Source organism: Vibrio sp. 1727 (assembly GCF_033344415.1).
GTDB lineage: Bacteria > Pseudomonadota > Gammaproteobacteria > Enterobacterales > Vibrionaceae > Vibrio > Vibrio alginolyticus.
Genome location: NZ_JAWPOT010000019.1, coordinates 68,743 through 91,437 on the forward strand (window position 1 = coordinate 68,743; position 22,695 = coordinate 91,437).

At 46.0% G+C, this 22,695-nt stretch carries 24 protein-coding genes; 10 read left to right on the top strand and 14 right to left on the bottom strand.

Going from position 1 to position 22,695, the window contains the following annotated elements:
• Nucleotides 1-42: 42 nt before the first annotated feature.
• From R8O10_RS17785 to R8O10_RS17795, 3 genes are all read right to left on the bottom strand, one after another.
• Nucleotides 43-1,722: an RluA family pseudouridine synthase gene (locus R8O10_RS17785; RefSeq protein ID WP_215810138.1), complete on the bottom strand. Its 1,680-nt coding sequence runs from the start codon at nucleotides 1,720-1,722 to the stop codon at nucleotides 43-45.
• 117 nt (nucleotides 1,723-1,839) lie between these two features.
• Nucleotides 1,840-2,460 (bottom strand): DsbA family protein, encoded by a 621-nt coding sequence (locus tag R8O10_RS17790; protein WP_318191587.1) that lies wholly within the window; start codon nucleotides 2,458-2,460, stop codon nucleotides 1,840-1,842.
• Nucleotides 2,454-3,311 carry an MBL fold metallo-hydrolase gene (locus tag R8O10_RS17795; RefSeq protein ID WP_169628496.1) on the bottom strand — a complete coding sequence of 286 codons (858 nt, stop codon included), beginning with the start codon at nucleotides 3,309-3,311 and terminating at the stop codon, nucleotides 2,454-2,456. Before R8O10_RS17795 ends, R8O10_RS17790 begins: the two co-directional genes overlap by 7 nt.
• 126 nt (nucleotides 3,312-3,437) lie before the next feature.
• Between R8O10_RS17795 and R8O10_RS17800 the strand changes: the two genes are divergently transcribed.
• Together R8O10_RS17800 and R8O10_RS17805 are read left to right on the top strand one after the other, a co-directional pair.
• Entirely contained in the window at nucleotides 3,438-4,325 is an 888-nt protein-coding gene (locus R8O10_RS17800; protein WP_017633830.1) for a LysR family transcriptional regulator, read from the top strand.
• 94 nt (nucleotides 4,326-4,419) lie between these two features.
• Nucleotides 4,420-5,223: an HAD family hydrolase gene (locus tag R8O10_RS17805; RefSeq protein ID WP_318191588.1), complete on the top strand. Its 804-nt coding sequence runs from the start codon at nucleotides 4,420-4,422 to the stop codon at nucleotides 5,221-5,223.
• A 93-nt stretch (nucleotides 5,224-5,316) separates the two neighbouring features.
• Here the strand turns inward: R8O10_RS17805 and R8O10_RS17810 are convergent, their stop codons facing one another.
• The 5 genes from R8O10_RS17810 to R8O10_RS17830 all read right to left on the bottom strand — a co-directional run bounded on the left by R8O10_RS17810 (nucleotide 5,317) and on the right by R8O10_RS17830 (nucleotide 9,784).
• A complete protein-coding gene (locus R8O10_RS17810; RefSeq protein WP_318191589.1) occupies nucleotides 5,317-5,706 on the bottom strand; it encodes a hypothetical protein in 390 nt (129 codons plus the stop codon).
• 24 nt (nucleotides 5,707-5,730) lie between these two features.
• A complete protein-coding gene (locus tag R8O10_RS17815; RefSeq protein WP_005383270.1) occupies nucleotides 5,731-6,828 on the bottom strand; it encodes a GGDEF domain-containing protein in 1,098 nt (365 codons plus the stop codon).
• A gap of 5 nt (nucleotides 6,829-6,833) precedes the next feature.
• Nucleotides 6,834-7,289, bottom strand: a complete 456-nt coding sequence (locus tag R8O10_RS17820; RefSeq protein ID WP_005374384.1) for a hypothetical protein — start codon at nucleotides 7,287-7,289, stop codon at nucleotides 6,834-6,836.
• Nucleotides 7,290-7,733: 444 nt separating this feature from the next.
• Nucleotides 7,734-8,573: an S-formylglutathione hydrolase gene (gene fghA, locus R8O10_RS17825; RefSeq protein ID WP_005374382.1), complete on the bottom strand. Its 840-nt coding sequence runs from the start codon at nucleotides 8,571-8,573 to the stop codon at nucleotides 7,734-7,736.
• 62 nt (nucleotides 8,574-8,635) lie between these two features.
• Nucleotides 8,636-9,784 carry an S-(hydroxymethyl)glutathione dehydrogenase/class III alcohol dehydrogenase gene (locus R8O10_RS17830; protein WP_017821027.1) on the bottom strand — a complete coding sequence of 383 codons (1,149 nt, stop codon included), beginning with the start codon at nucleotides 9,782-9,784 and terminating at the stop codon, nucleotides 8,636-8,638.
• A 293-nt stretch (nucleotides 9,785-10,077) separates the two neighbouring features.
• Here R8O10_RS17830 and R8O10_RS17835 point away from each other — a divergent pair, with 293 nt between their 5' ends.
• Entirely contained in the window at nucleotides 10,078-10,884 is an 807-nt protein-coding gene (locus tag R8O10_RS17835) for an arylamine N-acetyltransferase family protein (protein WP_115386898.1), read from the top strand.
• An 80-nt stretch (nucleotides 10,885-10,964) separates the two neighbouring features.
• Nucleotides 10,965-11,837 (top strand): LysR family transcriptional regulator, encoded by an 873-nt coding sequence (locus R8O10_RS17840; RefSeq protein WP_017633836.1) that lies wholly within the window; start codon nucleotides 10,965-10,967, stop codon nucleotides 11,835-11,837.
• Nucleotides 11,838-11,936: 99 nt separating this feature from the next.
• Here R8O10_RS17840 and R8O10_RS17845 read toward each other — a convergent pair whose 3' ends face one another.
• Nucleotides 11,937-12,710 (bottom strand): siderophore-interacting protein, encoded by a 774-nt coding sequence (locus R8O10_RS17845; RefSeq protein WP_017821025.1) that lies wholly within the window; start codon nucleotides 12,708-12,710, stop codon nucleotides 11,937-11,939.
• 179 nt (nucleotides 12,711-12,889) lie between these two features.
• A complete protein-coding gene (locus R8O10_RS17850; protein ID WP_053303997.1) occupies nucleotides 12,890-13,474 on the bottom strand; it encodes a LysE family translocator in 585 nt (194 codons plus the stop codon).
• A gap of 114 nt (nucleotides 13,475-13,588) precedes the next feature.
• Here R8O10_RS17850 and R8O10_RS17855 point away from each other — a divergent pair, with 114 nt between their 5' ends.
• Together R8O10_RS17855 and R8O10_RS17860 are read left to right on the top strand one after the other, a co-directional pair.
• Nucleotides 13,589-14,029: an Lrp/AsnC family transcriptional regulator gene (locus R8O10_RS17855; protein WP_031780811.1), complete on the top strand. Its 441-nt coding sequence runs from the start codon at nucleotides 13,589-13,591 to the stop codon at nucleotides 14,027-14,029.
• Between the two features lie 214 nt (nucleotides 14,030-14,243).
• The gene (locus tag R8O10_RS17860; protein WP_318191590.1) at nucleotides 14,244-15,422 is read left to right on the top strand and encodes a lytic polysaccharide monooxygenase; all 1,179 of its coding nucleotides are present in this window, start codon (nucleotides 14,244-14,246) and stop codon (nucleotides 15,420-15,422) included.
• 115 nt (nucleotides 15,423-15,537) lie between these two features.
• Here R8O10_RS17860 and R8O10_RS17865 read toward each other — a convergent pair whose 3' ends face one another.
• Genes R8O10_RS17865 through R8O10_RS17875 form a run of 3 tightly spaced genes read right to left on the bottom strand, consistent with a single transcriptional unit; the run spans nucleotide 15,538 to nucleotide 17,168 of the window.
• Nucleotides 15,538-16,158 (bottom strand): HAD-IB family hydrolase, encoded by a 621-nt coding sequence (locus R8O10_RS17865; protein ID WP_206970537.1) that lies wholly within the window; start codon nucleotides 16,156-16,158, stop codon nucleotides 15,538-15,540.
• A gap of 38 nt (nucleotides 16,159-16,196) precedes the next feature.
• Nucleotides 16,197-16,508 carry a cupin domain-containing protein gene (locus tag R8O10_RS17870; RefSeq protein WP_047725283.1) on the bottom strand — a complete coding sequence of 104 codons (312 nt, stop codon included), beginning with the start codon at nucleotides 16,506-16,508 and terminating at the stop codon, nucleotides 16,197-16,199.
• Nucleotides 16,509-16,517: 9 nt separating this feature from the next.
• Nucleotides 16,518-17,168 (bottom strand): Qnr family pentapeptide repeat protein, encoded by a 651-nt coding sequence (locus tag R8O10_RS17875; protein ID WP_318191591.1) that lies wholly within the window; start codon nucleotides 17,166-17,168, stop codon nucleotides 16,518-16,520.
• Between the two features lie 495 nt (nucleotides 17,169-17,663).
• On the opposite strand from R8O10_RS17875, the gene ompW reads away from it, so the two are divergent.
• The 3 genes from ompW (at nucleotide 17,664) to R8O10_RS17890 (ending at nucleotide 21,032) form a co-directional block, all read left to right on the top strand.
• Nucleotides 17,664-18,305 (top strand): outer membrane protein OmpW, encoded by a 642-nt coding sequence (gene ompW, locus R8O10_RS17880; RefSeq protein ID WP_017634373.1) that lies wholly within the window; start codon nucleotides 17,664-17,666, stop codon nucleotides 18,303-18,305.
• Between the two features lie 214 nt (nucleotides 18,306-18,519).
• A complete protein-coding gene (locus R8O10_RS17885) occupies nucleotides 18,520-19,545 on the top strand; it encodes an HlyD family secretion protein (RefSeq protein ID WP_047102503.1) in 1,026 nt (341 codons plus the stop codon).
• Nucleotides 19,542-21,032: an MDR family MFS transporter gene (locus R8O10_RS17890; RefSeq protein ID WP_318191592.1), complete on the top strand. Its 1,491-nt coding sequence runs from the start codon at nucleotides 19,542-19,544 to the stop codon at nucleotides 21,030-21,032. The genes R8O10_RS17885 and R8O10_RS17890 overlap by 4 nt, the downstream gene beginning before the upstream one ends.
• Nucleotides 21,033-21,128: 96 nt before the next feature.
• Here the strand turns inward: R8O10_RS17890 and R8O10_RS17895 are convergent, their stop codons facing one another.
• Complete coding sequence (locus tag R8O10_RS17895; RefSeq protein WP_005374351.1) at nucleotides 21,129-21,374, bottom strand: Rho-binding antiterminator; 246 nt, start codon at nucleotides 21,372-21,374, stop codon at nucleotides 21,129-21,131.
• Nucleotides 21,375-21,555: 181 nt separating this feature from the next.
• On the opposite strand from R8O10_RS17895, the gene R8O10_RS17900 reads away from it, so the two are divergent.
• Complete coding sequence (locus tag R8O10_RS17900) at nucleotides 21,556-22,692, top strand: MBL fold metallo-hydrolase (protein WP_054576493.1); 1,137 nt, start codon at nucleotides 21,556-21,558, stop codon at nucleotides 22,690-22,692.
• Nucleotides 22,693-22,695 lie beyond the last annotated feature (3 nt).

A 22,695-nucleotide genomic window follows, 5' to 3' on the forward strand; every position in this document is an offset into this window, starting at 1 on the left:
CTGTTAGTCAGTGCCTTTTTGTTATTTAAAATCGGGAAGACGTTAGAATTCGCACTCAGCTTTGAACACCATGCGCTCTTTGCTGTATGGATGATCCAGCTCTAGCATCTCAGCATGCAGGTGTAAGCGGTTGGCTTTTTCGCCGTATAAACCATCACCAACCATCGGCATGTTTAACCCCATGTGATGAGCACTGTGTACACGTAGTTGGTGAGTACGCCCGGTTTTCGGATACATGTATACCTTGCTGCGCCCATCTTTGACTTCAATCAGTTGCCAGTAGGTTTCTGCATGTTTCCCGTGTTCAAAACACACCAGTTGACGTGGGCGGTCGTCAGGGTCACCACGCATTGGCAGTGAGATTTCCCCTTCAGGCTCGTTTAATACGCCTTCGAGCATTGCCATATAACGTTTTTTTACGCCGCGAGCCATAAACTGTTTTTGCAGACTTTTGTTCGCGCGCTTGGTTAAGGCAAACACCAAAATGCCAGAGGTCGCCATGTCGAGGCGATGAATCACAAACGGCCCTTCCACATCAGGGTACATCGCTTGTAGGCGCGTATAAGCAGAGTCCTTGATAGTTTTACCAGGCACTGAAAGTAAGCCCGAGGGCTTGTTGACGACGACCATAGCGTCGTCTTGGTAGATTATCTCCAGCTCTTTGTCTTCTGCCCAATTCTCCGCTAATGGGTTGGGTTCGACGTCCAGCCCTTGCATCATATGGCCTAAAATCGGCTGACATTTGCTGTTGCACGATGGGTAGAATTTTTTGTGTTGGCGAACTTCAGACTTTGGCGACACACCCCACCAAAATTCTGCCAGCGCCAGCGGTTTGAATTCGTGTTTAAACGCGTATTGAAGCAGTTTTGGCGCAGCACATTCCCCCGCACCTGCTGGTGGGACTGGGTTTGTGGTGTCCGCAAAAATGTCCACCAAGTCGCGTGCTTCGCCATGGTTGTTTAGAAAGCGGTATTGTTTATGCAGTTTGTGCTGCAAAGCGTTGGAGAGTGTCTTGCGCTGCTCTTTCAGATGAGCAAGTTGCTGCTCTAACTCGGCCAATCGCGCTTCTTTGATTGCAAGCTTTTCATCCCACGCTTGCTTTAAGTATTTGAGAACGTTTTTCTCGGCGACACTTTGTTTACCCAACTCATCCAACAAGATTTTGAGGTCATCGGCATTGAGCGTTTGCTCGCCCTGTTGGCGCTGTCGCTTGCGTGCTGCTCGGCCATCAATCATCACTTGGCGCTGTGTTTGCTCCTCTTGCTGATAAGCGGCTCGGTCGGCTTGGATTTGCGCTTTAAGATCCGCTAATTCCGGATTCGCGGCACAGGTTTTGTACTCCGCATTGGCGGCGTTGATGGCATCCGTTTCTGCGCGGAAGAAGCCTTCATCGGTCAGCATGTCGTACACAGGAGGGACAAATCCTGGAATCAAGTTTTGGTCAGCAATTTTGCCAGAAAACGCACTTAAAAAGCCGAGATCGCCTTGAGGGCTTTCTACTAGTAATACGCCAAACATTTTGCCTCGCCCCGTTTCTTCATTAACCAAACCAAAATCGTGTTCGAAGTCGGTTTGCGCTAATAAGTGCTGTTGCAATTGCTTTGCGGCCATAACGCAAAGAGGATGCGGCGTGTAGTAGAACGGAAACGTAAACTGCGTTGGCAATTCATAGCCAGAAATATCAGCAGTAAAACGAGTAAAACAATGTTCAGGCGAGTGCATGGTGGGTATCCGCGAGAGTAAAAAATCGAGCGAGGATTGTACCTGTTTGAGTCAGGATTGCCATGTCGGTGTTGGCACTCGCTCTTGGATTAAGAACAAGAGCGAGTGGGGAAGAGCTTATCGCAGTTTTTGTAATGCAAGCTTCCACTGTGCCGGTTTGTCGTAGTAGGCCGAGTGCGGCAAGGTCAAGTACTCGCCATTTACTTCTGCAATCAGGGTTGGATAACCACCAACGTGTAACTGTCGCATCAATTGTCGGCTAGAGCGAATTCTCTCATCTAGTTCGGCTTCGCTTAACGCCATGTTTTGCTCCCACGCATCACTTGCTAAACCTAGCGATTCTGCAATGGCTTTGAGCGTCGATGCTTCATTCACTTTTAACCCGACCTGATAATGCGCAGATTGGATGGCCTTTAGCATGTGCCATGGATTCAGCCCCATTTTTTCCGCACTCAAGATCGCTTGTGTTGGTAGATAAGAATCAAGAACAAACGCATCTTCGCTTTTCACGCGTTGCAGATATGCTTCACCAAACGTCGCTCCGGTTTCGGTTGCAATACGAGCGTCACTGTTGATGATGTGCTGACGAAATTCAGGTTCAATCGCGCGTTTCTCAATCATACCGCCGGGATGAAGCTCTACCTTAAATTGAGAGGTGTCCATCAAGGCTTCGATGAGTGGTGATGCCCCGTAGCACCAACCACACATGGGATCGAAGAAGTAATGCACGGTTACCATGACATTTCACCAGTATGCACTTTCGCACCGATTTCTAGCGCGATTGGCAATTGAGCTTCTGGGTATTTCGCAGACATGGTGTCAATGAGTTGAACGCTGTTATTGCTGTGTTTTTTCGCTTGCTGAAAATCCTGCAAGTATTGTTGCGAGTAGCGAATGGTGTCTGCGTTCAGCTTTGTGCCTGCTTTCATGTGACCAGGAATGACCACTTGAGGTTTAAGCGCAAGCATCTCGCTAAGTTGCTGCTCCCAAGCATTGATGGCGGTCTGGTCAGCGGCATCTGCCATCCACAAATGTACGTTTGAGTACACGGCTACGTTACCTAGAATCGCTTTGTTATCTGGAATCCATAGGTAAGGGCGGTGTGCTGATGTGCCATGGTTACCACGAATTTCAATCTTATGACCTTCTAGCTCCAATGATGCTTTATCGTACGCGACAGGGATCACTGGTTTTACCGGTGCGTTTGCGCCAAGCTTTGGTCCCCAGTACGCCAGCTTTCCAGCCAATTTCTCTTTAATAATTTTTTGAACCGCAGGCGTTGTGATGATCTGCGCATCAGGGAACTGTTGGTGTAAGGCCTCTGCGCCAAAGTAGTAGTCTGGGTCCGCTTGGCTGATAAAAATGGTTTTAAGCGTTTTGCCTGAGTCCAGCACTTTAGCGGCAATGCGCATCGCGTCAGCTTTGGTGAAGCCAGTGTCGATAACCATGGCGTCAGTCTCACCGTATACCAAGGTTGAGTTTACGTGGAAGCTGTTACCGTCGGCGTTGTAAACCTCAAGAGTAAGGGGAGAGGCTAGGACAGGGCTTGCCATTAAAATGGATGCAGCAATCAAAGTTAATTTTTTCATAATAAGCTCCTAAAGAATTTGGGGCCAAGCGACCATGGCTTGGGAACGGGAGCTATATTAGGAAATTGATACGCTCGGAAAAATACACAATAATGTGCATCACTATTTCTTATTTCGATCAAATGTATGGATAGAGTAACGGCAGCAAAAGTGTTTGTGGATGTGGTGTATTCTGGCAGTTTTACCGCGACCGCAGAGCGGTTAGACATGTCTCGGCCAATGGTGACTCGTTATGTAGAGGCGATGGAGAACTGGCTGCAAACTCGTTTGTTACACCGCACCACGCGCAAGGTGTCCCTCACCACCGCAGGGGAGCGCAGCTTGCCTCAGATTGAGCGCTGGTTAAAACAGGCCGATACATTAACGTCGAACATTGCCGTTGATGGTGAGCTGTCCGGAAAAATCCGTCTTGCGTCTAGTACTTCATTTGGATTCTCACAGTTGATCCCCGTAGTAAACAGTTTTATGCAAAAGCACCCCAAAGTGTATATCGACATAGATCTGCAAGATTCAGTGAGTGATCTAACCGAACAACGCATCGATCTGGCGATCCGAATTGCGTCAGATCCCGATCCTTCTTTGATTGGTAAGCCGATTGCGGTGTGCGAATCGGTGTTGGTAGCATCACCGCAATATTTACAAACTCACCACGCGATCGCGCATCCGCGAGATTTATCTTCACACGACTGTTTGGGATACAAAAACTTTGAGCGTCACGTGTGGCATTTGTCTCAGGGCGACCAGTTCGAATCGGTGGGAATTGAGTGTCGCCTAACCAGCAATGAGGCCACGGCGTTATTGCATGGCGCTTTACAAGGCATGGGTATTTCGATGTTGCCAACTTACTTGAGCAATATCTATCTCAAATCGGGTCAGCTTGAGTCGGTGTTGCCGGATTGGAAGCCAAATGATCTCAACATTTACGCGCTGTATTCATCACGTAAACACTTGTCTCCTGCGGTGAGAGCTTTCATCGATCACAGTGAAGATTACTTTAAACAGCACCCTTGGTGAATGCGAAAAGCGTCGTCATCCCGACTTGAGATTCATACAAGATCCTGTACCTTACATGGATATATTTTCGCAGCATCATTTAGAGTTTTCGTTAATGTCACAAGTTTGCATCAAATTTATTGCTTCCGATATGGATGGCACATTGCTTGACCAGTACGGTCGTTTGGATCCAGAGTTTTTCGATCTGTTTTTGCAACTGGAAGAGCAAGGCATTTTGTTCTCCGCTGCGTCTGGTCGTCAGTATTACAGCCTGCGAGACACGTTCGCGCCAATCAAAGACAGACTGTTGTATGTGGCTGAAAACGGCACCTTGGTGATGTACCAAGACAATGAGCTCTACAGTTGTACCATTCCTAAAGCGGAAGTGTTGGAGATTGTGAAAGCGGCTCGTGAGATTGACGGGGCGAACATCGTATTGTGTGGCAAGCGCTCGGCGTACATTGAAACGCATGATCAGCAATCGCTGGAAGAATTTCAAAAGTACTACCACCGCTGTGAATATGTGCCGGATTTGCTTGAGGTCGAAGACGAGTTCATTAAGGTGGCAATTTGTCACTTTGGCGGTTCGGAAGAGCTCCTGTTCCCGACCATGAATACGAAGTTTGGCGCAACGCATAAAGTCGTGGTGAGTGCAAAAATCTGGCTGGATGTGATGAATGCCGAGGCCTCTAAAGGTGCGGCCATTCAGCATCTTCAAGAGACGATGAATTTTACTCCGGCAGAAACTATGACGTTTGGTGACTACCTCAATGACCTCGAAATGCTGCAAGTCAGTGAGCATTCGTACGCGGTTGCCAACGCGCACGAAGAGATTAAGAAAATTGCTCGTTATTCTGCGCCAAGCAACCAAGAGGCTGGGGTACTCAAAGTGATTAAAGAGAAAGTATTAGCGAAGTAACGCTCATTTTTTCGATGTTATTTTCTTCTTCACGTAAAAAGCCCCGCATACACTGCGGGGCTTTGTTTTTTTGGGGGGAGTAAGGTTCCCGTTTTAGCGTACGTACTTGGCGGTTGCGCTGACTAAAAAGTGTTGCAATTTCCCGTCTGATTTTGGCACCCACAAGTCGTTATGATAATGGTAAATACGGCCATTGATGGTCACAGACAAGGTATTATCACCCGTTTGCTCCATGCGAATAAACTGATCCGAAGTGACCAAAAACGGCTCTTGCTCTTCAATGCTCTGGCCCGTTGCCAATACGAAGTAGCCGAATCGGTTGCCAGCATCCGGATCGGTTGAGTAGATTCGATGTCCAACGAGGCTGTAGTCGTCGTTGAGTGCCTGCTCAAGCGTTTTTTGCGCGATGGTTTCGTGCGATGGAATAAATACCCAAGCCAACACACCTGCCGCAATGACTGCCAGTAGAAGCAGTACTTGCATGAACTTTCTCATCATATATACCGTTTAACGTTGAAATTTCATTTTGTACATGCGCTTATCCGCTATGCTGATAAGAAAGTCAACATTGTCACTGTCTTTAGGGTATTGCGCTAAGCCCATGCTTGTTGAAAGTGTTGAGACTTTATCGGAGTTTAATATTTGTGCATCAAAGACGGTATTTATCTGCTCACGTACGTTCTCTTCATTGAGATGTTCACCTTCAAGGATAACCGCGAACTCATCTCCTCCCATGCGATAAACAGTAAAATCATTGAGTGCCATAGAATTAAGCCGCCTAGCGATTTCCCGCAGTACAGTGTCGCCAACTTGGTGTCCGTGTGTGTCGTTGACTTCTTTAAAACCATTTAAATCTAGAATCCAGAGAGAAAAGGGCCTTTTTTCTTGAGTAAATTTGTTTAGGGTTATGAATAGTGCATTGCGGTTCCCTAGGTTCGTCAAAGGGTCGCTTAGCGCCAATTTTCTATGAAAATGGGATTCACGATAAAAGAAATAAGTTAGAGAGATAATCGACAAAACGAACGTCGCAAACAACATATATTGTGCTTGCATTAAGCGCTGGGTTTGACCTTTTTGTGCTTCATAAGCTTTACTGCTTAGACGGAAGTTTTGATTAACGAAGTCTATTAAGCCTAAATATAGTGTTTGAGTTGAACGATAAAATGCAGCAGCAGCTTGGCTGTCACCTGTTCTAGCTTCTACTAGTTGTTTTTCTAGCTCTTTGAACTCTTCAAAAAGATTAATGAAGTAAAGGTGCATGTTGTTCCGAGAAAAGAACTTATTGGCTTTCGTGCTACTGGTCAATAAGTCAAAGCGACTCCACGCTAACTCGTATTGAAGCTCTGCACCATCAATATTCAATACGTTTTCATCTAACCGTCTGGCCTCGCCGACAAGTTCTGATAGTTCTTTGGAGAGTTGGAATAAAAACCAAGTCGCTTGTTTTTGTTCGTTATTAAAATTTTGTGAGAGTGAACGTGTTTGCTGTAAAAGCACGACATTCGCGAGGAGCAAAGAAACGGCAAACACCACCAGCAGCATTTTGCTGGTGGTAGAATATTGCAATATTCTTTGTTTCTTAGAATAGGGTTCTGATAACTTCATTCTTATTATTTTTCTTTTATTTCATTTACTTGCCATACCATTTGCGCATGATATTTATTGTAGTTTAGCTCTGGATAGAGATTGAGTGGATATATCACCCAGAAAGGGCCTTTATTCCTGACTTTTATGTAATTCTGATCTTGTTGATAAGCCAGTATTGGTTGATATCGAAGAATATCTTGTCGGGACAATGTCGAGTGATAGTCGTTTAAGCTGCTGATATCAACCTGCTCTGGTACCTTTCCGTAGACGTGTGTAAGAAGCGTGCTGAGTTTAACGCCTAAAAACTCTGACGAAGCAGGAAGCCAAGGCAATGTCATCGTGTAGCTAGTGGTAGGTAAAGCTTGGATCTCTTCCAGTTCCAGTATGACACTAGGCTGCTGGCTACTACTAAATACGATCGTATTTGCAGACAAGAATGGCGCAACAAAAAACAGACCTAGCGCGACTATCTTTTTCATCATATGCCCTTTTGAGTTTTATTCTTTTTTCTTAGCTAGGACAAAGGTGCTAGCGGTAATTTATTTATAATTATAGAGCCAACCGGATGAGATTTTATAATACGTTATGTTTCAAAAATAACTGTCGGTTTACGTCACGTCAAGGTTATTAAGTTGCTTCTTAATTAAAAGCTCAGAGTATTGGGATGATGGTAGAGTTTCGTAATGATTTCGCGGTATTTAATTGGTTTTTAGTGCAACTTTGTGTCATTTTTAATAAAGATACTGTGTCGGAAATGAGAATTTAATAAGGAGAGAAATGGATGTCGAATTTGTTCTTAAGTTACATTATTTTACATATTTAAATCATCGATATTCAGATATGTATTTGTTAGTACGTAAAGAAAATAAAGTCACCTAGTTTTGGTGACTTTATTTTTTATTTCATGAGCTTACTTAAATTAACTATGCAAACAAATATTTTGCATGGAAGTTGAGGTGCTCTTCAATAAAGCTTGAGATGAAGTAATAGCTATGGTCGTAGCCTGGTTGCATTCTCAAGGTTAGGTTTGAATCGTGTATTTTTGCCGCAGCAATCAGCGCTTCCGGTCTAAGCTGCTCATTTAAGAAGCCATCAGCATCACCTTGATCAACCAAAATTGGTAATGGTGATTGTTGTTGTTTTAGAAGTTCACTTGCATCGTATTGCTTCCAGCTTTCAAGCTCCTTGCCTAAGTAAGCAGTAAAGGCTTTTTGTCCCCAAGGGCATTGCATTGGGTTACTGATTGGACTGAACGCTGAAATAGAACGGTACTGTTCTGAATTTTTCAGACCAATGGTGAGCGCTCCGTGGCCGCCCATACTGTGACCGGAAATTGACTTCACGTCAGAGACTGGGAAGTTACTTTCGATGATCGCAGGCAACTCCTCAGTCACATAGTCGTACATACAGTAATGCAGTGACCAAGGTGCTTGCGTCGCATTAAGGTAAAAGCCAGCTCCTTTTCCTAGGTCATAGCTTTCGTCGTCAGCGATACCTTCGCCTCTCGGACTTGTGTCTGGTGCAATGATCGCAATGCCAAGCTCGGCCGCCATACGAAATGCGCCCGCTTTCTGCATAAAGTTCTCATCGGTACACGTTAAACCAGAGAGCCAGTATAGCGCGGGTACGGGATTTGATTTCGTTGCGTTAGGTGGCAAGAATATCGCGAAGCGCATGGTGCAGTTTAGGGCATTGGATTCGTGTGTATATTGCTTGTGCCAACCGCCAAACACTTTGGCTTGGCTTACATTTTCAATGGTCATGAATAAACTCTCTAATTAGCAGAAGGAATTCAGGCTCCCCAAAAGGAGAGCCTGAGGCAGCATTATTGATCCATATGGATAACTGTTCGGATGCTCTTACCTTCATGCATCAGATCAAACGCTTTGTTGACGTCTGCTAATCCCATTGTGTGGGTAATGAACTCCTGTAAGCCGAATTCACCAGCCATGTAACGGTTTACGATTTCTGGAAGCTCAGAGCGACCTTTAACGCCACCGAAAGCGCTGCCACGCCATACACGACCAGTTACCAGTTGGAATGGACGAGTTGAGATCTCTTGACCTGCACCAGCAACACCAATGATGACTGACTCACCCCAACCTTTGTGACAGCACTCAAGTGCTTGGCGCATCACGTTTACGTTACCGATACATTCGAATGAGTAGTCAACACCACCGTCTGTCATTTCAACAATCACTTCTTGAATTGGCTTGTCGAATTTTTGTGGGTTAATGCAATCAGTTGCACCAAGTTGTTTCGCTAGGTCGAATTTGCTTTCGTTGATGTCTACACCGATGATGCGGCTGGCACCAGCCATGCGAGCACCGATGATTGCAGAAAGACCGATACCGCCGAGACCAAAGATTGCCACTGTGTCGCCTTTTTCAACTTTAGCTGTGTTTAATACCGCACCCATACCAGTGGTTACGCCACAACCGAGAAGACAAACTTCTTCAAGTGGTGCTTCTTTGTTTACTTTCGCTAGTGAGATTTCTGGAAGAACCGTGTATTCAGAGAAAGTAGAACAACCCATGTAGTGGAAGATAGTTTCGCCGTTGATAGAGAATCGGCTTGTGCCATCTGGCATTAGGCCTTTACCTTGCGTTTCACGAACGGCCTGACATAGGTTCGTTTTGCCAGATTTACAGAACTTACACTCACCACATTCAGCAGTGTAAAGTGGGATAACGTGGTCGCCAACTTCAACGCTTGTTACGCCTTCGCCAACCATTTCAACGATACCGCCACCTTCGTGACCAAGGATTGAAGGGAAGATACCTTCTGGATCGTCACCTGATAGTGTGAATGCGTCAGTGTGACAAACACCAGTTGCTACGATGCGTACTAGCACTTCGCCGGCTTTTGGAAGTTGTACATCCACTTCTTCCATTTTAAGCGGCTCACCTGCAGCCCAAGCGACCATTGCTTTTGATTTTATGTGAGTTTGACCAGGTTTGATTTCAAGCGACATTGGATGTTTCCTTTATATTTTCAGTATATGGAGTGACGTAATAAGCGTAGTTAAGGCTTGCTTACCGCGCTTCGTCGTTTTGTTGGTGCTCATTTTAGGTGTTTCAGTAAAAATGATAATCCGTCCATTTTGAAAATGATTTTTACATATGCGTAATAATGATAAGGTGAGCGTGTAAAAAGAGTGCGATGCCTCCTTAAAGCGGAAGGGAAATGGAAAAGGTGATTGACCTGAAGTTAGATAGAGGGGCTAAAGTAGAAAACTGTCAAACCATCAGCTAAGTAAGAGTGATTATGAATAAGACGGATCTGAGTGCCTATTTAACCAAGCTAGGCTTGCCTAGTGAATTGCCCGCCGATTTGGAGTCATTGCACAGAATTCACGTGGCGCAGCATCGTTGCCTGCCGTTTGAGAATTTTGACATCGCATTGCAGCGAGGCGTCTCTGTTGAGATTGAAGATATTATTCAAAAAACCGTGTACCACTCTCGCGGTGGTTACTGCTTTGAATTAAATGGTTTAATGCTTGATGTGCTCAACACTCTTGGGTTTGAAGCGCGAAGTTTGCTAGGGCGTGTACATGTGTCTGGTACACCAACAGGTCGTAGTCATCAAATCACGTTAGTGACGTTAGAGGAACAAACATGGATTGTCGATGTAGGTTTTGGCTCCAATACCCCTCGAGCGCCATTGCCATTTATCCTTGACCAAGTGATTCAGACGGATTTACAAACCTTCCGTTTTGTCAAAGATGCTCAGTTTGGTTATTTCCTCCAAGTGCTTTCAACCGATGGAACGGACACGTGGAACAATCTATACAGCTTTGACCTAGAGTTTGTGTTTGCTGGTGACATTGCATGTAGCAACTTCTTTACCTCGACTTCGCCTAATTCACGTTTTACTAGCGCAAGAGTCGCTGCTAGAGCGACAGAAAGTGGGTTGGTGACGCTGTTTAACTACACACTCAGATGCACCAATCATGAAGAGCTAACAGAAATAGAGCTAGAGCCAGGTCAAACCTACCTGGATGCGTTGAAAGAATATTTTGGCATTGAGCTTGATGCGCAATACGACGATCTTCGTCCGTTACCTGACGCGTAAAGTTTTCCAGTTTTCAAAGCGTAGCGCGACGAGAACAATGTAATCACTATTTGTCTAGAAGAGGTCGACAGGAATACAGCATGGCGAATTGGGAAGGAGTCAGCGAGTTTGTTGCCGTAGCGGAAACTAACAGCTTTACAGCTGCCGCGGCTAAACTGAAAACGTCAGTGGCACAAATCAGTCGCCGCGTATCGGCACTTGAAGAGCGTCTTGCGGTTAAGTTACTGCATCGCACGACGCGAAAAGTTTCTCTGTCTGAAGCTGGACAGCTTTATTATCAGCAGTGCAAACACTTGGTCGAAGGGCTAGAACTAGCTGAGCTTGCTGTAACGCAAATGCAAACCGAACCGCGAGGTTTGCTGCGTGTGACAGCGCCTGTGACCTATGGGGAAATGAACCTCGCACCGCTCTTGCATCAGTTTTTGGAGAAGTACCCGCGTGTGGATCTCGATTTAGTTCTGACCAATCAAAAACTGGATTTGATAGAGCAAGGGGTAGACGTGGCGATTCGTCTTGGCCGCCTGCAAGATTCCAGCATGATCGCAAAGCGTCTTTCGTCGCGTCAAAATTACGTGTGTGCTAGCCCTATGTATTTGGAGCGATTTGGCGAGCCTCACACATTATCCGAACTGGCTCGACATCAGTGCCTAGTTGGTTCGGTCGATTATTGGCATTTTAAGGAAAATAAACGTGATAAGTCTTTGCGCGTATCGGGGAGAATTAAATGCAATAGTGGTTTTGCGCTAATGGGCGCCGCCAAGCGTGGTTTGGGTTTAGTGCAGTTGCCGGACTATTACGTTCAAGAAGCTCTAGATAACGGTGAGCTAGTCGAGGTGCTGACCGATTACCGAGATGACCGTGAAGGCATTTGGGCACTGTATCCACAAAGCCGAAATTTATCGCCCAAAGTGAGGTTGTTGATCGACTTTTTAGCGCAGGAACTAGCGGATTAGAGTTTTCATGAACTTTAATACAACTGAAGTTGCTAAAACGCCCGGTGATGCCGGGCGTTTTTATTAGGATGAGAGCTGGAATCGAAAAGACATGAATCACTATTGGTTGGATTCCGCGTCTTCACGTTTAATCACTTTGTGCCCATCTTCAGATACGCCTTGCTTCCAATAGCTGCTGATGTAGATATTCTCGCGATCGACTTCTTTTTCGTTGCGGAAATATTGGCGCAGCGCACGCATTGAATCGAACTCACACGCACACCATACCGAAGCGTTACCATCTAACCACTCGAGTTCGCGAACGCTATCAGCCAAGGTTTGCTGTTCGGTTAGCCAAATCAACTCCATACCGGCTGGCGTGTTTAGGGGTTGAATGTCGGCTGGAGACATCACGCTGATCACAGCGTAGCCTTTGGCCTCTTCTGGCAGCGTACGAATTTTCGCAGAAAGTGCTGGAAGTGCTGTCATATCGGCAGCCATGAAGAACCAATCCGCCTCAGTATTTAAGTTGGAGATGCTACCTGGCCCAACAATGCTGATCGTGTCGCCTTTTTGCGCGGCCATTGCCCAACGCGCTGCAAATCCGCATTGCAGATCTTGCGTTACGTGTCGGACGAAATCCACTTCGATTGAACTGGTTTCTGGATGAAAGCGTCGAATAGTGTAGGTGCGCATGATTGGTCGGTCGTCTTCTGGCAGGATGCTCAGATCCGCGCCGCCCATATCGTTAAACAGTAATTTGATGTAACTGCCTTCGCAGTCACGAGGAAAGTGGCTCAGCGCCTCACCTTGCAAGGTAATGCGCTGCATGTTTGGAGTGATGGTTTCTGTGTCTGTGACAACAAGCGTTTTAGGTTGAGGCTTCTTTTTCATTGTTACTTTACTCGATAATTATTCTCTTTCTCATTTAAAGATTATCAAGTTCCCTAACAAGAGGGTAGCGTCTTTAAACAAATTTACACTGTGAATTAACGCCAAAGCCTCAAGAAAAATATTACCTCTATCCTTTCTCTAACCACGTAAAGTGAGTCGTTTTTTAACCATAAATGGACTTATATCATTGGAATCGTAGACAAAAGCAACAGCGCAGCCATGCTGTAGTTGAACCCCTTAACGCGTTTATCGGTGGTCAACCAACGCTGCAATTGCATACCTGCCGCCGTCCAAAATGTCACCGATGGCAAGTTGGCTAAACAGAAGATACCGGCGATAAAAGTCAGTTCGAGCCAAGAACCGCCACTGGTGTATACCGTAATGGCCGTCAACGCCATCGACCAACCTTTTGGGTTCACCCATTGGAATGCAACAGCCCCTAAAAAAGACATCGGGCGAAAATCGTGTTTTGCTTCGGTTTTGTCGCTGGTTGCGATTTTGTACGTCAAGTACAGCAAATAACTCAAGCTCAATACTTTTAAAATGGAGTGTGTAATTGGATATGCGTGGAACAGGCTCATCAAGCCAATGCCCACCAAAATTAGCATGGCACCAAAGCCAAAGGTAATGCCCAACATATGTGGGATAGTGCGTTTAAAGCCGACATTTGCCCCTGAGGTCATCAACATAATGTTATTGGGACCCGGCGTAAAAGTGGAGACAAAAGCGAACAACGCCAAAGCGCCCAGTTGATGATATTCCATAGATTGTTCCTTGAATCAGTTCTCGATAAGTTGAGAACAACTATAAGTAGAACTGAGGTCAATATTGTGCTTTTATTTGATGATTAGAAACTAAATAAGCAATGAAACATCATCATGGATAGATTTGACGAAAGAATATTGCAAGTGCTCAAACGAGACGGAAGAATCTCCAATGTGGAGCTGTCGGAACGCGTTGGTTTATCTCCGTCTGCAACCTTACGCCGAGTGCAAGATTTAGAGCGTAAAGGCGTGATCAAAGGCTACCGAGCAGTACTGGATAATCAGCAACTTGGCGTGGGTTTTGTCGCTTATGTGTCGATTGGTTTGGCCTCGCACTCTAAGCAGGCACAGCTGGGTTTCGAAGAGCATGTGCGTTTTGTAAACGAGGTGGTGGAATGTCACAACATTACGGGATCTAACGAATATCTCATACGCGTAGAGACGCAAAATCTCGCCGCTTATAAAGCGTTCCATGCTGATGTGTTGGGTGAGTGCGAACACGTCAAGTCGATCACAACGATGGTGGTGATGGACACACCAAAAGACGAGCGATAGCCAAACGAGAGTGACAGTTTTTGTGGCACATGAATTTGAAGTGACTCGAAAGAGTCAGTCGAGTATGAGAATGGTTCACAACAAATGCTGGAAAGCAGATGGCACTCTTACAATTTCCATATTTATTCTCACCTTCTAAATAATCCCATCCTGCTAGTTTTGCTTAAACCGCTTGTGTTTCAGAGCGGCGAGTCAGCAAAATTAAGGATGAACGATGAAATCACATGTAACACTTCCTCTTTTGAGCTTAAGCGCTGTTGCCGCATTGAGCTCATTTAACGTCAACGCCCACGGCTGGGTAGAGTTTCCAAGTGCTCGTCAAAATACGTGTTATTTAGACGGTGGCTTTTGGACCAACGAGATCCCTAACCAAGCGTGTAAAGCGGCTTTTGATGAATCTGGCGCGTATCCGTTTGTGCAGCGTAGCGAAATTGCAGCAAACGTACCAAATTACCGAGATATGGAGCATGTGAAAGCCGTGGTTCGCGACGGTGAGCTATGTTCTGCTGGCGATACAGCTAAGAAAGGCTTGAACATTCCTTCTCCAAACTGGCAGCGCACCAATGTTACGCCAGATGCAAATAACCAGATTGAATTGGTGTTTTACGGCAAAGCGCCGCACAACCCATCGTACTGGGAATTCTATCTCACCAAGCCAACTTATGATGATTCAAAACCTCTTACTTGGAGTGATTTAGAGCTGATCGACACCGCAGGTGATGTGTATGTTGATGCGGAAAAACGCTACCGTATTCAGGTGACTTTCCCTGCTGATCGTTCGGGCGATGCGGTACTTTACACTCGTTGGCAGCGTATTGATGTCGCTGGGGAAGGTTTCTACAACTGTAGTGACATTACGTTAAACGGAACAGGCACGACGCCACCGACTGACCCTGTTGATCCAACCGAACCGGGCAACAATCTGACATCTCTAGGCTACTTTGTTCAGCAAGGTTTTGGGCCAGTAGAAGCGGGTGACACCATTCGTTTCCGTACGTTTAATGCGACAGGCAATGAAATTGTCGATATTTCACTACCAATCAGTGCAAACAATACGGCGACTTGGGCGGCAGAAATTGCAGATCAATTTAACGCGCAGCAAACGGGCGATTGGTATGTTGGCATTTGGCATCAAGAGATGAACCACTACATGTTCGATAGTAAGAACGTGAATGCAAACCAAGTATTAGCGCCAAGTGCAGACTTCAGTTATGCGTTGTCACTGATCAAAGCGGATGTACCGCCACCAGTTGAACCAACCAACTTGTGGGACAAGACGGCCGTTTACAACCAAGGTGATGTGGTGACACACAACGGCAAAGAATGGACTGCCCAGTGGTGGACGTCTGGTGAGGAACCAGGCACAACGGGTCAATGGGGTGTATGGCGTTAAGCCAGTTATTTGGGCCCTGAACAGTAAACCCTTCTCATGTGAGAAGGGTTTGTTTTTTCAGTCTAAAACGATCACTTTGGTTGAGTGGTTGTCTTGAAAATCAGAGCACATATCGTTATTCGCTTGCTCTCCACTCGCTCCAGTTGAGCATCGCGTAGTCTGCCAGTTTTAGCATCGGAATGTCTTCGTGCGTATCACCGTAGGCATAAATAGACGCAAACTCGTCGAGCGAAAACGTGGCCCTAACGCGCGAGACTTTTCTTTCTAAACTGCAATCACCTTGCTGGTAAAAGCCACTCAGTTTTGGCTGTTCTGAGATCAGTTCACTGCACAGCAAGTGGTAACCGTTCACTTCACACCAAGGCTTGAGATATGCATTGAGTGATGCCGACACCACCACAATGGTATCGCCTCTGTGTTGATGCCACGCCAACCTTTCCATCGCTTCTGGCCGTAAGTACAGCGGGATCACTTCATGGGCAAACTGAGTGCCAATCGCTTCAATTTGCTGCGTTTCTTTCCCTGAAAATGCAATAAAACTGCTGAGAGGGCGCATAACACGAGCGGGTAACACTCCGAGTTTGTACAGCGCATAAAATGGCATGATAGCGACCTTTCCTACTCGTTTGCGCAGGCCATAAGCAGAATAGTGGAGGAAAAGGCTAAACATATCCTCTCGGGTGATGGTGCCATCAAAATCAAACAGTGCCAGTGACGGCTTAGTAGTATCGAGCAAATTCAGCGCCTATTTTTGGGCTTAAGATCGTTTTGTGTTTATTGATAAAACACCGCCAGCCAGATGGTTTCTTGCGTTGGGTCAGTCCAGCTCACTTTGTGTTTGGTATGCGCTGGAATCGTAACGTGATCGCCTGCCTCAAGTCGTTGCACGACATCTGATTCAAAAGTCAGCTCTCCTGCTCCTTTAAGAACCAATACCCATTCATGTTCTTCTTGATCGTACCAGCCACTTTCGGGCGAGGTTTGCCCCGTTGAGACAATGCGTTCTATACGCAGGTTTTTGTGGGTCAGCAGGTCTTCGAACACTTCCTCGTCGAGGTTATTCGGTAAGTCTTTAAACAGGTTCATGGCCTTTCCTTAGAGAATGATCACTCCAAAAGGCGCAAGCAATTGCTCTTGTTGCCAATCACAAATTTTAACACCAAACAGAGAAACGCGGCGAACATCCAGCCCGTCTAGTTCGACATGAGTCAGATCACACTGCTCAACGTTAAAGGTTCCCCATTGTTCTGGCGAGAATTCGCAGCGAGATAAATCCGAGCCTTTGAGAGTTGCCCCTGCGAGGTTCGCACCGTTCCAACGGTTTTCAAAGAGGTCACATTTTTCTAGTAACACTCGCTCGAAGTTACAGTAGGTGAGGTTGCAGCCAGTAATAAAAGCAGAACAGAAAAACATGGTGTTACTGACGCGATTAGCAAAGTTCGCACCTTGGAAGTTTGCCCCTTTGAGATCGCACTTACGTAGCTCCAAGCCCATACAATTTGCGCCGTTAAACAGGCTCATCGCCAACATGCAGTTCGTAAAGCTAGCGTCTTTTAAGTTCGCGAAGCGAAAACTACACCCTTCTAGCGCTTTGGATTCGATAAAGCGACAGTCGATGAACTTAGCATCGCGCAGATCGGCATGGTCGAAACAGCACATATAAAAGTGGCAGTTTTTAAAGGTAGCATTCTGAAAATCGTGATGAGAAAAGTTTTCTCGTTCAAAAATGAGATCGGTTTTTAACATGTCTTCTCCTTAGCTGCGAGCAGACTAGCACTCCAAGTGACTGATTTTCCAGAAAAATAACCACTTGTATTTCAGTGCTTTACAAACCCCTCAAATCGCGATTTTAAGGGGGCAAACGAGCGTTTTAAGTGGGTTGTTTTTTGAAAATAGAAGACGTAGAGGACGAAAAAAGTTTTTGCTGGCTACGAGCCTTAACGAGAGGATTCGCATTTATGGGTATGCATGGCAACTCACACGCACAGTTTGCATTACAGAATTGTATCCTATTTGCATAATTTGTTGATCAATATGGCGTTTCTCCATACAAAAAACCTATATTTTTCACAAATTGATTTCCATCAAAATAGTAGGGTTTCTATGTGCTAGATTGCGCACAGCTCAAAAAGATATAGATACCCGTGTGCTTCAAGGCGCTGAGTTTACTTGAAATCTCAGATCAGTTAGTAGGCACCCCTTTGGGTACGACATAACGAAGCCCTACGAAAGGAAATAAAAATGAAAAAAACAATCTGCAGTCTAGCAGTGGTTGCTGCACTCGTGTCACCAAGTGTTTTCGCTCATAAACAAGGTGACTTCGTTCTTCGTGTTGGTGCGGCGTCTGTCGTTCCAAACGACAGCAGCGATAAGATTCTTGGTTCTCAAGAAGAGTTAGAAGTTGACTCAAATACGCAGCTTGGTTTGACGTTTGGCTACATGTTCACAGACAACATCAGTTTAGAGCTTCTAGCAGCAACACCATTCAGCCACGACATTTCGACAGATTTGGTTGGTAGTGATATCGCGAAAACCAAACATTTACCACCAACGCTAATGGTGCAGTACTATTTTGGCGAGTCTCAAAGTAAGTTCCGTCCATACGTTGGTGCAGGTCTGAACTACACCATATTCTTTGATGAAGATTTCAATAGTACGGGTAAAGGCGCTGACCTGTCAGATTTGAAATTAGATGATTCATTCGGTCTAGCAGCGAATATTGGTGTGGACTACATGATCAACGATCAATGGTTCCTCAACGCCGCTGCGTGGTACGCAAACATTGAGACAGAAGCAACTTATAAAGCAGGTGGAGTGAAGCAAAAAACCGACGTCAAAATTAACCCTTGGGTATTTATGATCAGCGGCGGTTACAAGTTCTAAGAAAAACCAGTAGTTACACGCACATTACTATTATTGGCATGACTTTGGGGGCGGTTACGGGGACTGCCCCTCTTTTTTATCCTCGTTTTGATTGCACATCATTTACTCCACTTAGCAACATGCAAAATTGGATCTTTACCTTGCAGATCATTTTATTGTCGGAAGATCGAAAAGTCCTACACTGATCACATAATTGAACAAGTGGACAATATAAATGAGCGACGACATCGCAAAGCATTCCTCCTCCAGATCTAAGCTGGTAAAAACTCTTTTCTTTACTCTCTGTGTTATCGCATTTGGTGCGATGTATTGGTCTTGGCAGTATTCAGACAGTCACCCAAGCACGGAAGATGCCTACGTTAGGGCAAAAATTCTGTCGGTAGCGCCTCAGGTAAAAGGCCAAGTGGTTTCTGTGGATGTTAAAGATTTCCAATCCGTTAACAAAGGTGACCTACTGCTGAAGATAGATTCACGCCCATATTTGTTGGCAGTGAAGCAAGCAAAAGCGGCATACCAATTGGCGGTCCAGCAACATGACGTAGCCGATAAGCAGGTAACTGAAGCTGTTGCGGGCTTAGATGCGGCGCGCTCTAACCTGATAGAAGCGCAAGTAGAGTACAAACGTACGGATTCCCTAGTGAAACGCAAACTGGCGTCGGACCAAGATTTAGATACGGCGAAAAACAAACTCGCCAATGCCCAAGCGAGCCTAGAGCAAGCACGTGCGACGGTAGAAAAAGCCATTGCGAACCGTGGTGAAGAAGGCGCAGAGGCTGCGGTTGTTCAACAAGCGGCAGCACAGTTAGCGCAAGCAGAGCTGAACTTGAGCTACACCGACATTACGTCACCAGTGGATGGCATTGCCGGTGAAATCAATACGCACGTAGGCTCGGTCGTTAGCGTGGGTCAAACGCTGTTCCCTGTGATTTTAAAAGACAGCTATTGGGTACGCGCGAACTTTAAAGAAACCGATCTTACGCATATTAAACCTGGCATGCATGCGGATGTGGTGATTGATATGTACCCAGATGTGGTGTGGAAAGCAACGGTAGAACAACTATCGCCTGCGAGTGGTACATCGTTCTCCTTGATGCCACCAGAAAACGCAACGGGTAACTGGGTTAAAATCAAACAGCGTTTCCCTGTACGTTTGGCATTAGAAGTACCGGCCGATGCGCCGCAACTTCGCGTGGGTGCGAGCTCAGAAGTCACTATTGATTTGCAAAGTAGCGTGCAATGAGCCATCAAATTACGGCAGACAAACGGGGGATTGCCACCGTCGCCGTGATGCTTTCTGCCATCATGGTGTTAATCGATATGACCGTTGCGAACGTGTCGCTATCGCACATGATGGGCGCGTTGGGCGCAACGGCAGACCAAATTACTTGGGTGCTGACGGGTTACAGCATGGCGGAAGCGATCTTCATTCCGATGACCAGTTTCTGGGTGTCGCGCTTTGGTGAACGCAAAGTTATGCTGGTTGCTGTGATCGGTTTTGTGATTGCCAGTACGCTTTGTGGGCAAGCACAGTCTCTTGAAGAGATGGTGCTATTTCGCATTATCCAAGGCGCTTTCGGCGCGTCGGTGATTCCATTGGCGCAGTCGACATTAGTGCAGATTTATCCGTACGAGCAAAAAGGCAAAGCGATGGCGATTTTCTCCATCGGCATTTTGCTTGGTCCTATTTTGGGCCCAGTCGTGGGTGGGGTGATCACCGACAACATCAACTGGCGCTGGATTTTTTACATTAACTTGCCATTCGGTTTGATCTGTACCTCTTTGATTTATCGTTATATCCACATCGACAACAAATCCAAACCTAACTTTGACTGGTGGATCATCGGTTACATGGCGTTAGGTGTGGGCGCGCTGCAGTTTGTGTTGGATAAAGGTAACGAAGAAGACTGGCTCAACTCACGCATGATCCAGACCGCGATATTACTCGCAGTCATGGGATCGGTGATGTGGATTTATCGCAGCTGGAAAACCAAAAGCCCAATAGCGCCATTATGGCTGCTTAAAGACCGAAATCTAATGGTCTCGTCGTTGATGATTGCCGTGGTGTCGATGGCGATGTTTGGCCTGACGACTCAACAACCGATGCTGTTGGAAAGCTTGCTGGATTATCCGGTCTCAACCACTGGCTTATTAATGGCACCGCGTGGATTGGCGTCAGCGGCGATGTTGATTTTGGTGATTAAGCTCAATCCGCAATTCGATCCCAGAATCAAAATAGTCTTTGGCTTGAGCTGCATCGGGATTGGTAGTTATTTGATGACGCAATACTCACTGCAGATCGATACATTTTGGATTGTGATGCCGAGTATGATTCAGGGCATGGGGCTTGGTTTAACCTTCTCGACGCTGTCCACCTTGGCGTATTTAACGATTCCGAAAGAGCAATCTGTCGCGGCGGCAAGTATTTACAATCTGTTCCGTACGATTGGTAGTTCGTTTGGTATCTCTATCGCCACCACGTTCCAATATCGTGATAGTCAGCAGCAATGGCATGCGCTGGGAGAGGGTATTAATCCTTATAATCCTAACTTGCATGACTGGGCGGCCAATCAGGGGCTTTCCATTACCGACCCGGTTGCGTTAGACCAATACCAACAGATGTTGCAGCAGCAATCGCAAATGGTCGCGTTTGTGCACACCTTCCAGCTTGTGGGAGTGATGTTCGTGATCATGATGCCGATGTTGGTTTTCATCCGGTCGCGTGAATAACAACAAGTTCCAGTGAACCGTGTAAGAGAACGCCTCTCAAGTTGTGTCAGCTTGAGAGGCGTTTTTTATTGGACGGTGTCAGTGAAAGAAGGACGTTTACTCAAACGTCACTTCATCAAAATGCGGATTGGTTTTGAGCGCGCGCATTGCGACTAATTGTTCAGTCGGGAAGGCGGTGTGCTCACCATCCATATCTAAAAACAAGCACTCTTGTCGCTGCATGTCGTAGCCTGTGTCGAACGCGTTGCCCTGATGAGTTTCACCATTTTTTAGTGTGATCTCGATAGGGAGCTTAAACATACAGGCGATTTCAATAAAATCGTATTGGCTGCAAGTCACCATAGCTTTCTCCTTTCAAACCGACGCAGTATTCAGAAGGTTTGAGAACCGCTTCCTTAATATAGAAAACGTTTGATTGAAACTGAATCTTCATCTTACACCTCATTTTGGTCACGAAATAGACATACACGCACGTTTTAATAAACCTACTGTTGAGCGTTCGCAAGCGAGACAAAACTACGATATGTCTGAAACGATACTTAAGCGCACATACCTAACGAGTGAACAAAAGACACAAAAGCCAAGTTCACTGATTTCCCCTCAAACCTACCATGCGCAGTTGGCGCACCGTGTTCACCACTCGCCTCAATTTGAAAACGGCCGCGTTAAAAACGAGATGCCAAATATCCCTAGCCCGCAATCATTCTGGCAGGTGTGTTGGAGCTATCTTGGTGGTAGAACGCCATTGAGTCCTAACGAACATCTGCCACATTTCCCAATTCAACCTACGCAGTTTGCGCAGAGAAGTGAATCGATGCGCGTTACTTGGCTGGGCCATTCCACCATGCTGGTGGAGGTCGATGGCATTCGAATTCTGACTGATCCGGTATTTGATTACGCTTCTCCGTTCATCGCAAAAGCGTGGTTTGAACGCAATATTCCCAATACCCATGCCAGAGATTGTTTGCCGATTCCTGAAATTATCGTGATTTCGCACGATCATTACGACCATTTAGAAGCATCGACCATACGTTTCTACGCCGATAAACCCGTGACTTTTTATGTACCCTTAGGGGTTGGCAAGCATCTGATAAAGTGGGGCGTTTGCGCAGACAACATCGTGGAATTCGATTGGTGGGATAGCGTGCACTATGCCGGAATCGAACTGATTTGTACGCCTGCTAACCATAATTCGGGTCGTACTTATTTCGATAAAAACTCGACCCTGTGGGCTTCTTGGGTCATCAAAGGCAAAGAAGAGACGCTCTATTTTAGTGGCGATTCAGCTTACGATTCGCACTTTTCCGAGATCGCACTGCGATGTGGACCAATCGACATTGCCTGTTTGGAAGTGGCTGCTGATGTGAAAGGCCAAGGTTATCCGGTCGAAAACTGGGGGCACATGCAGGCTCATCATACCGTGCAAGCGTTTCGCGATTTAAATGCGAAAAAACTGTTGCCCGTGCATTGGGCTACATACGAGCTATTTACTCACCGCTGGGACGAACCGATTTTAGATTTGCTTACCCATTGTCAAAAAGAACATATAACGCTGCTGACGCCAATGCCGGGGGAGAGTTTTTACGTTCATCAAGAACATATAAATAAACAATGGTGGCGAGAAAAAGAAATAGGTGAGCCAGATATAATTTTGACTTAATAA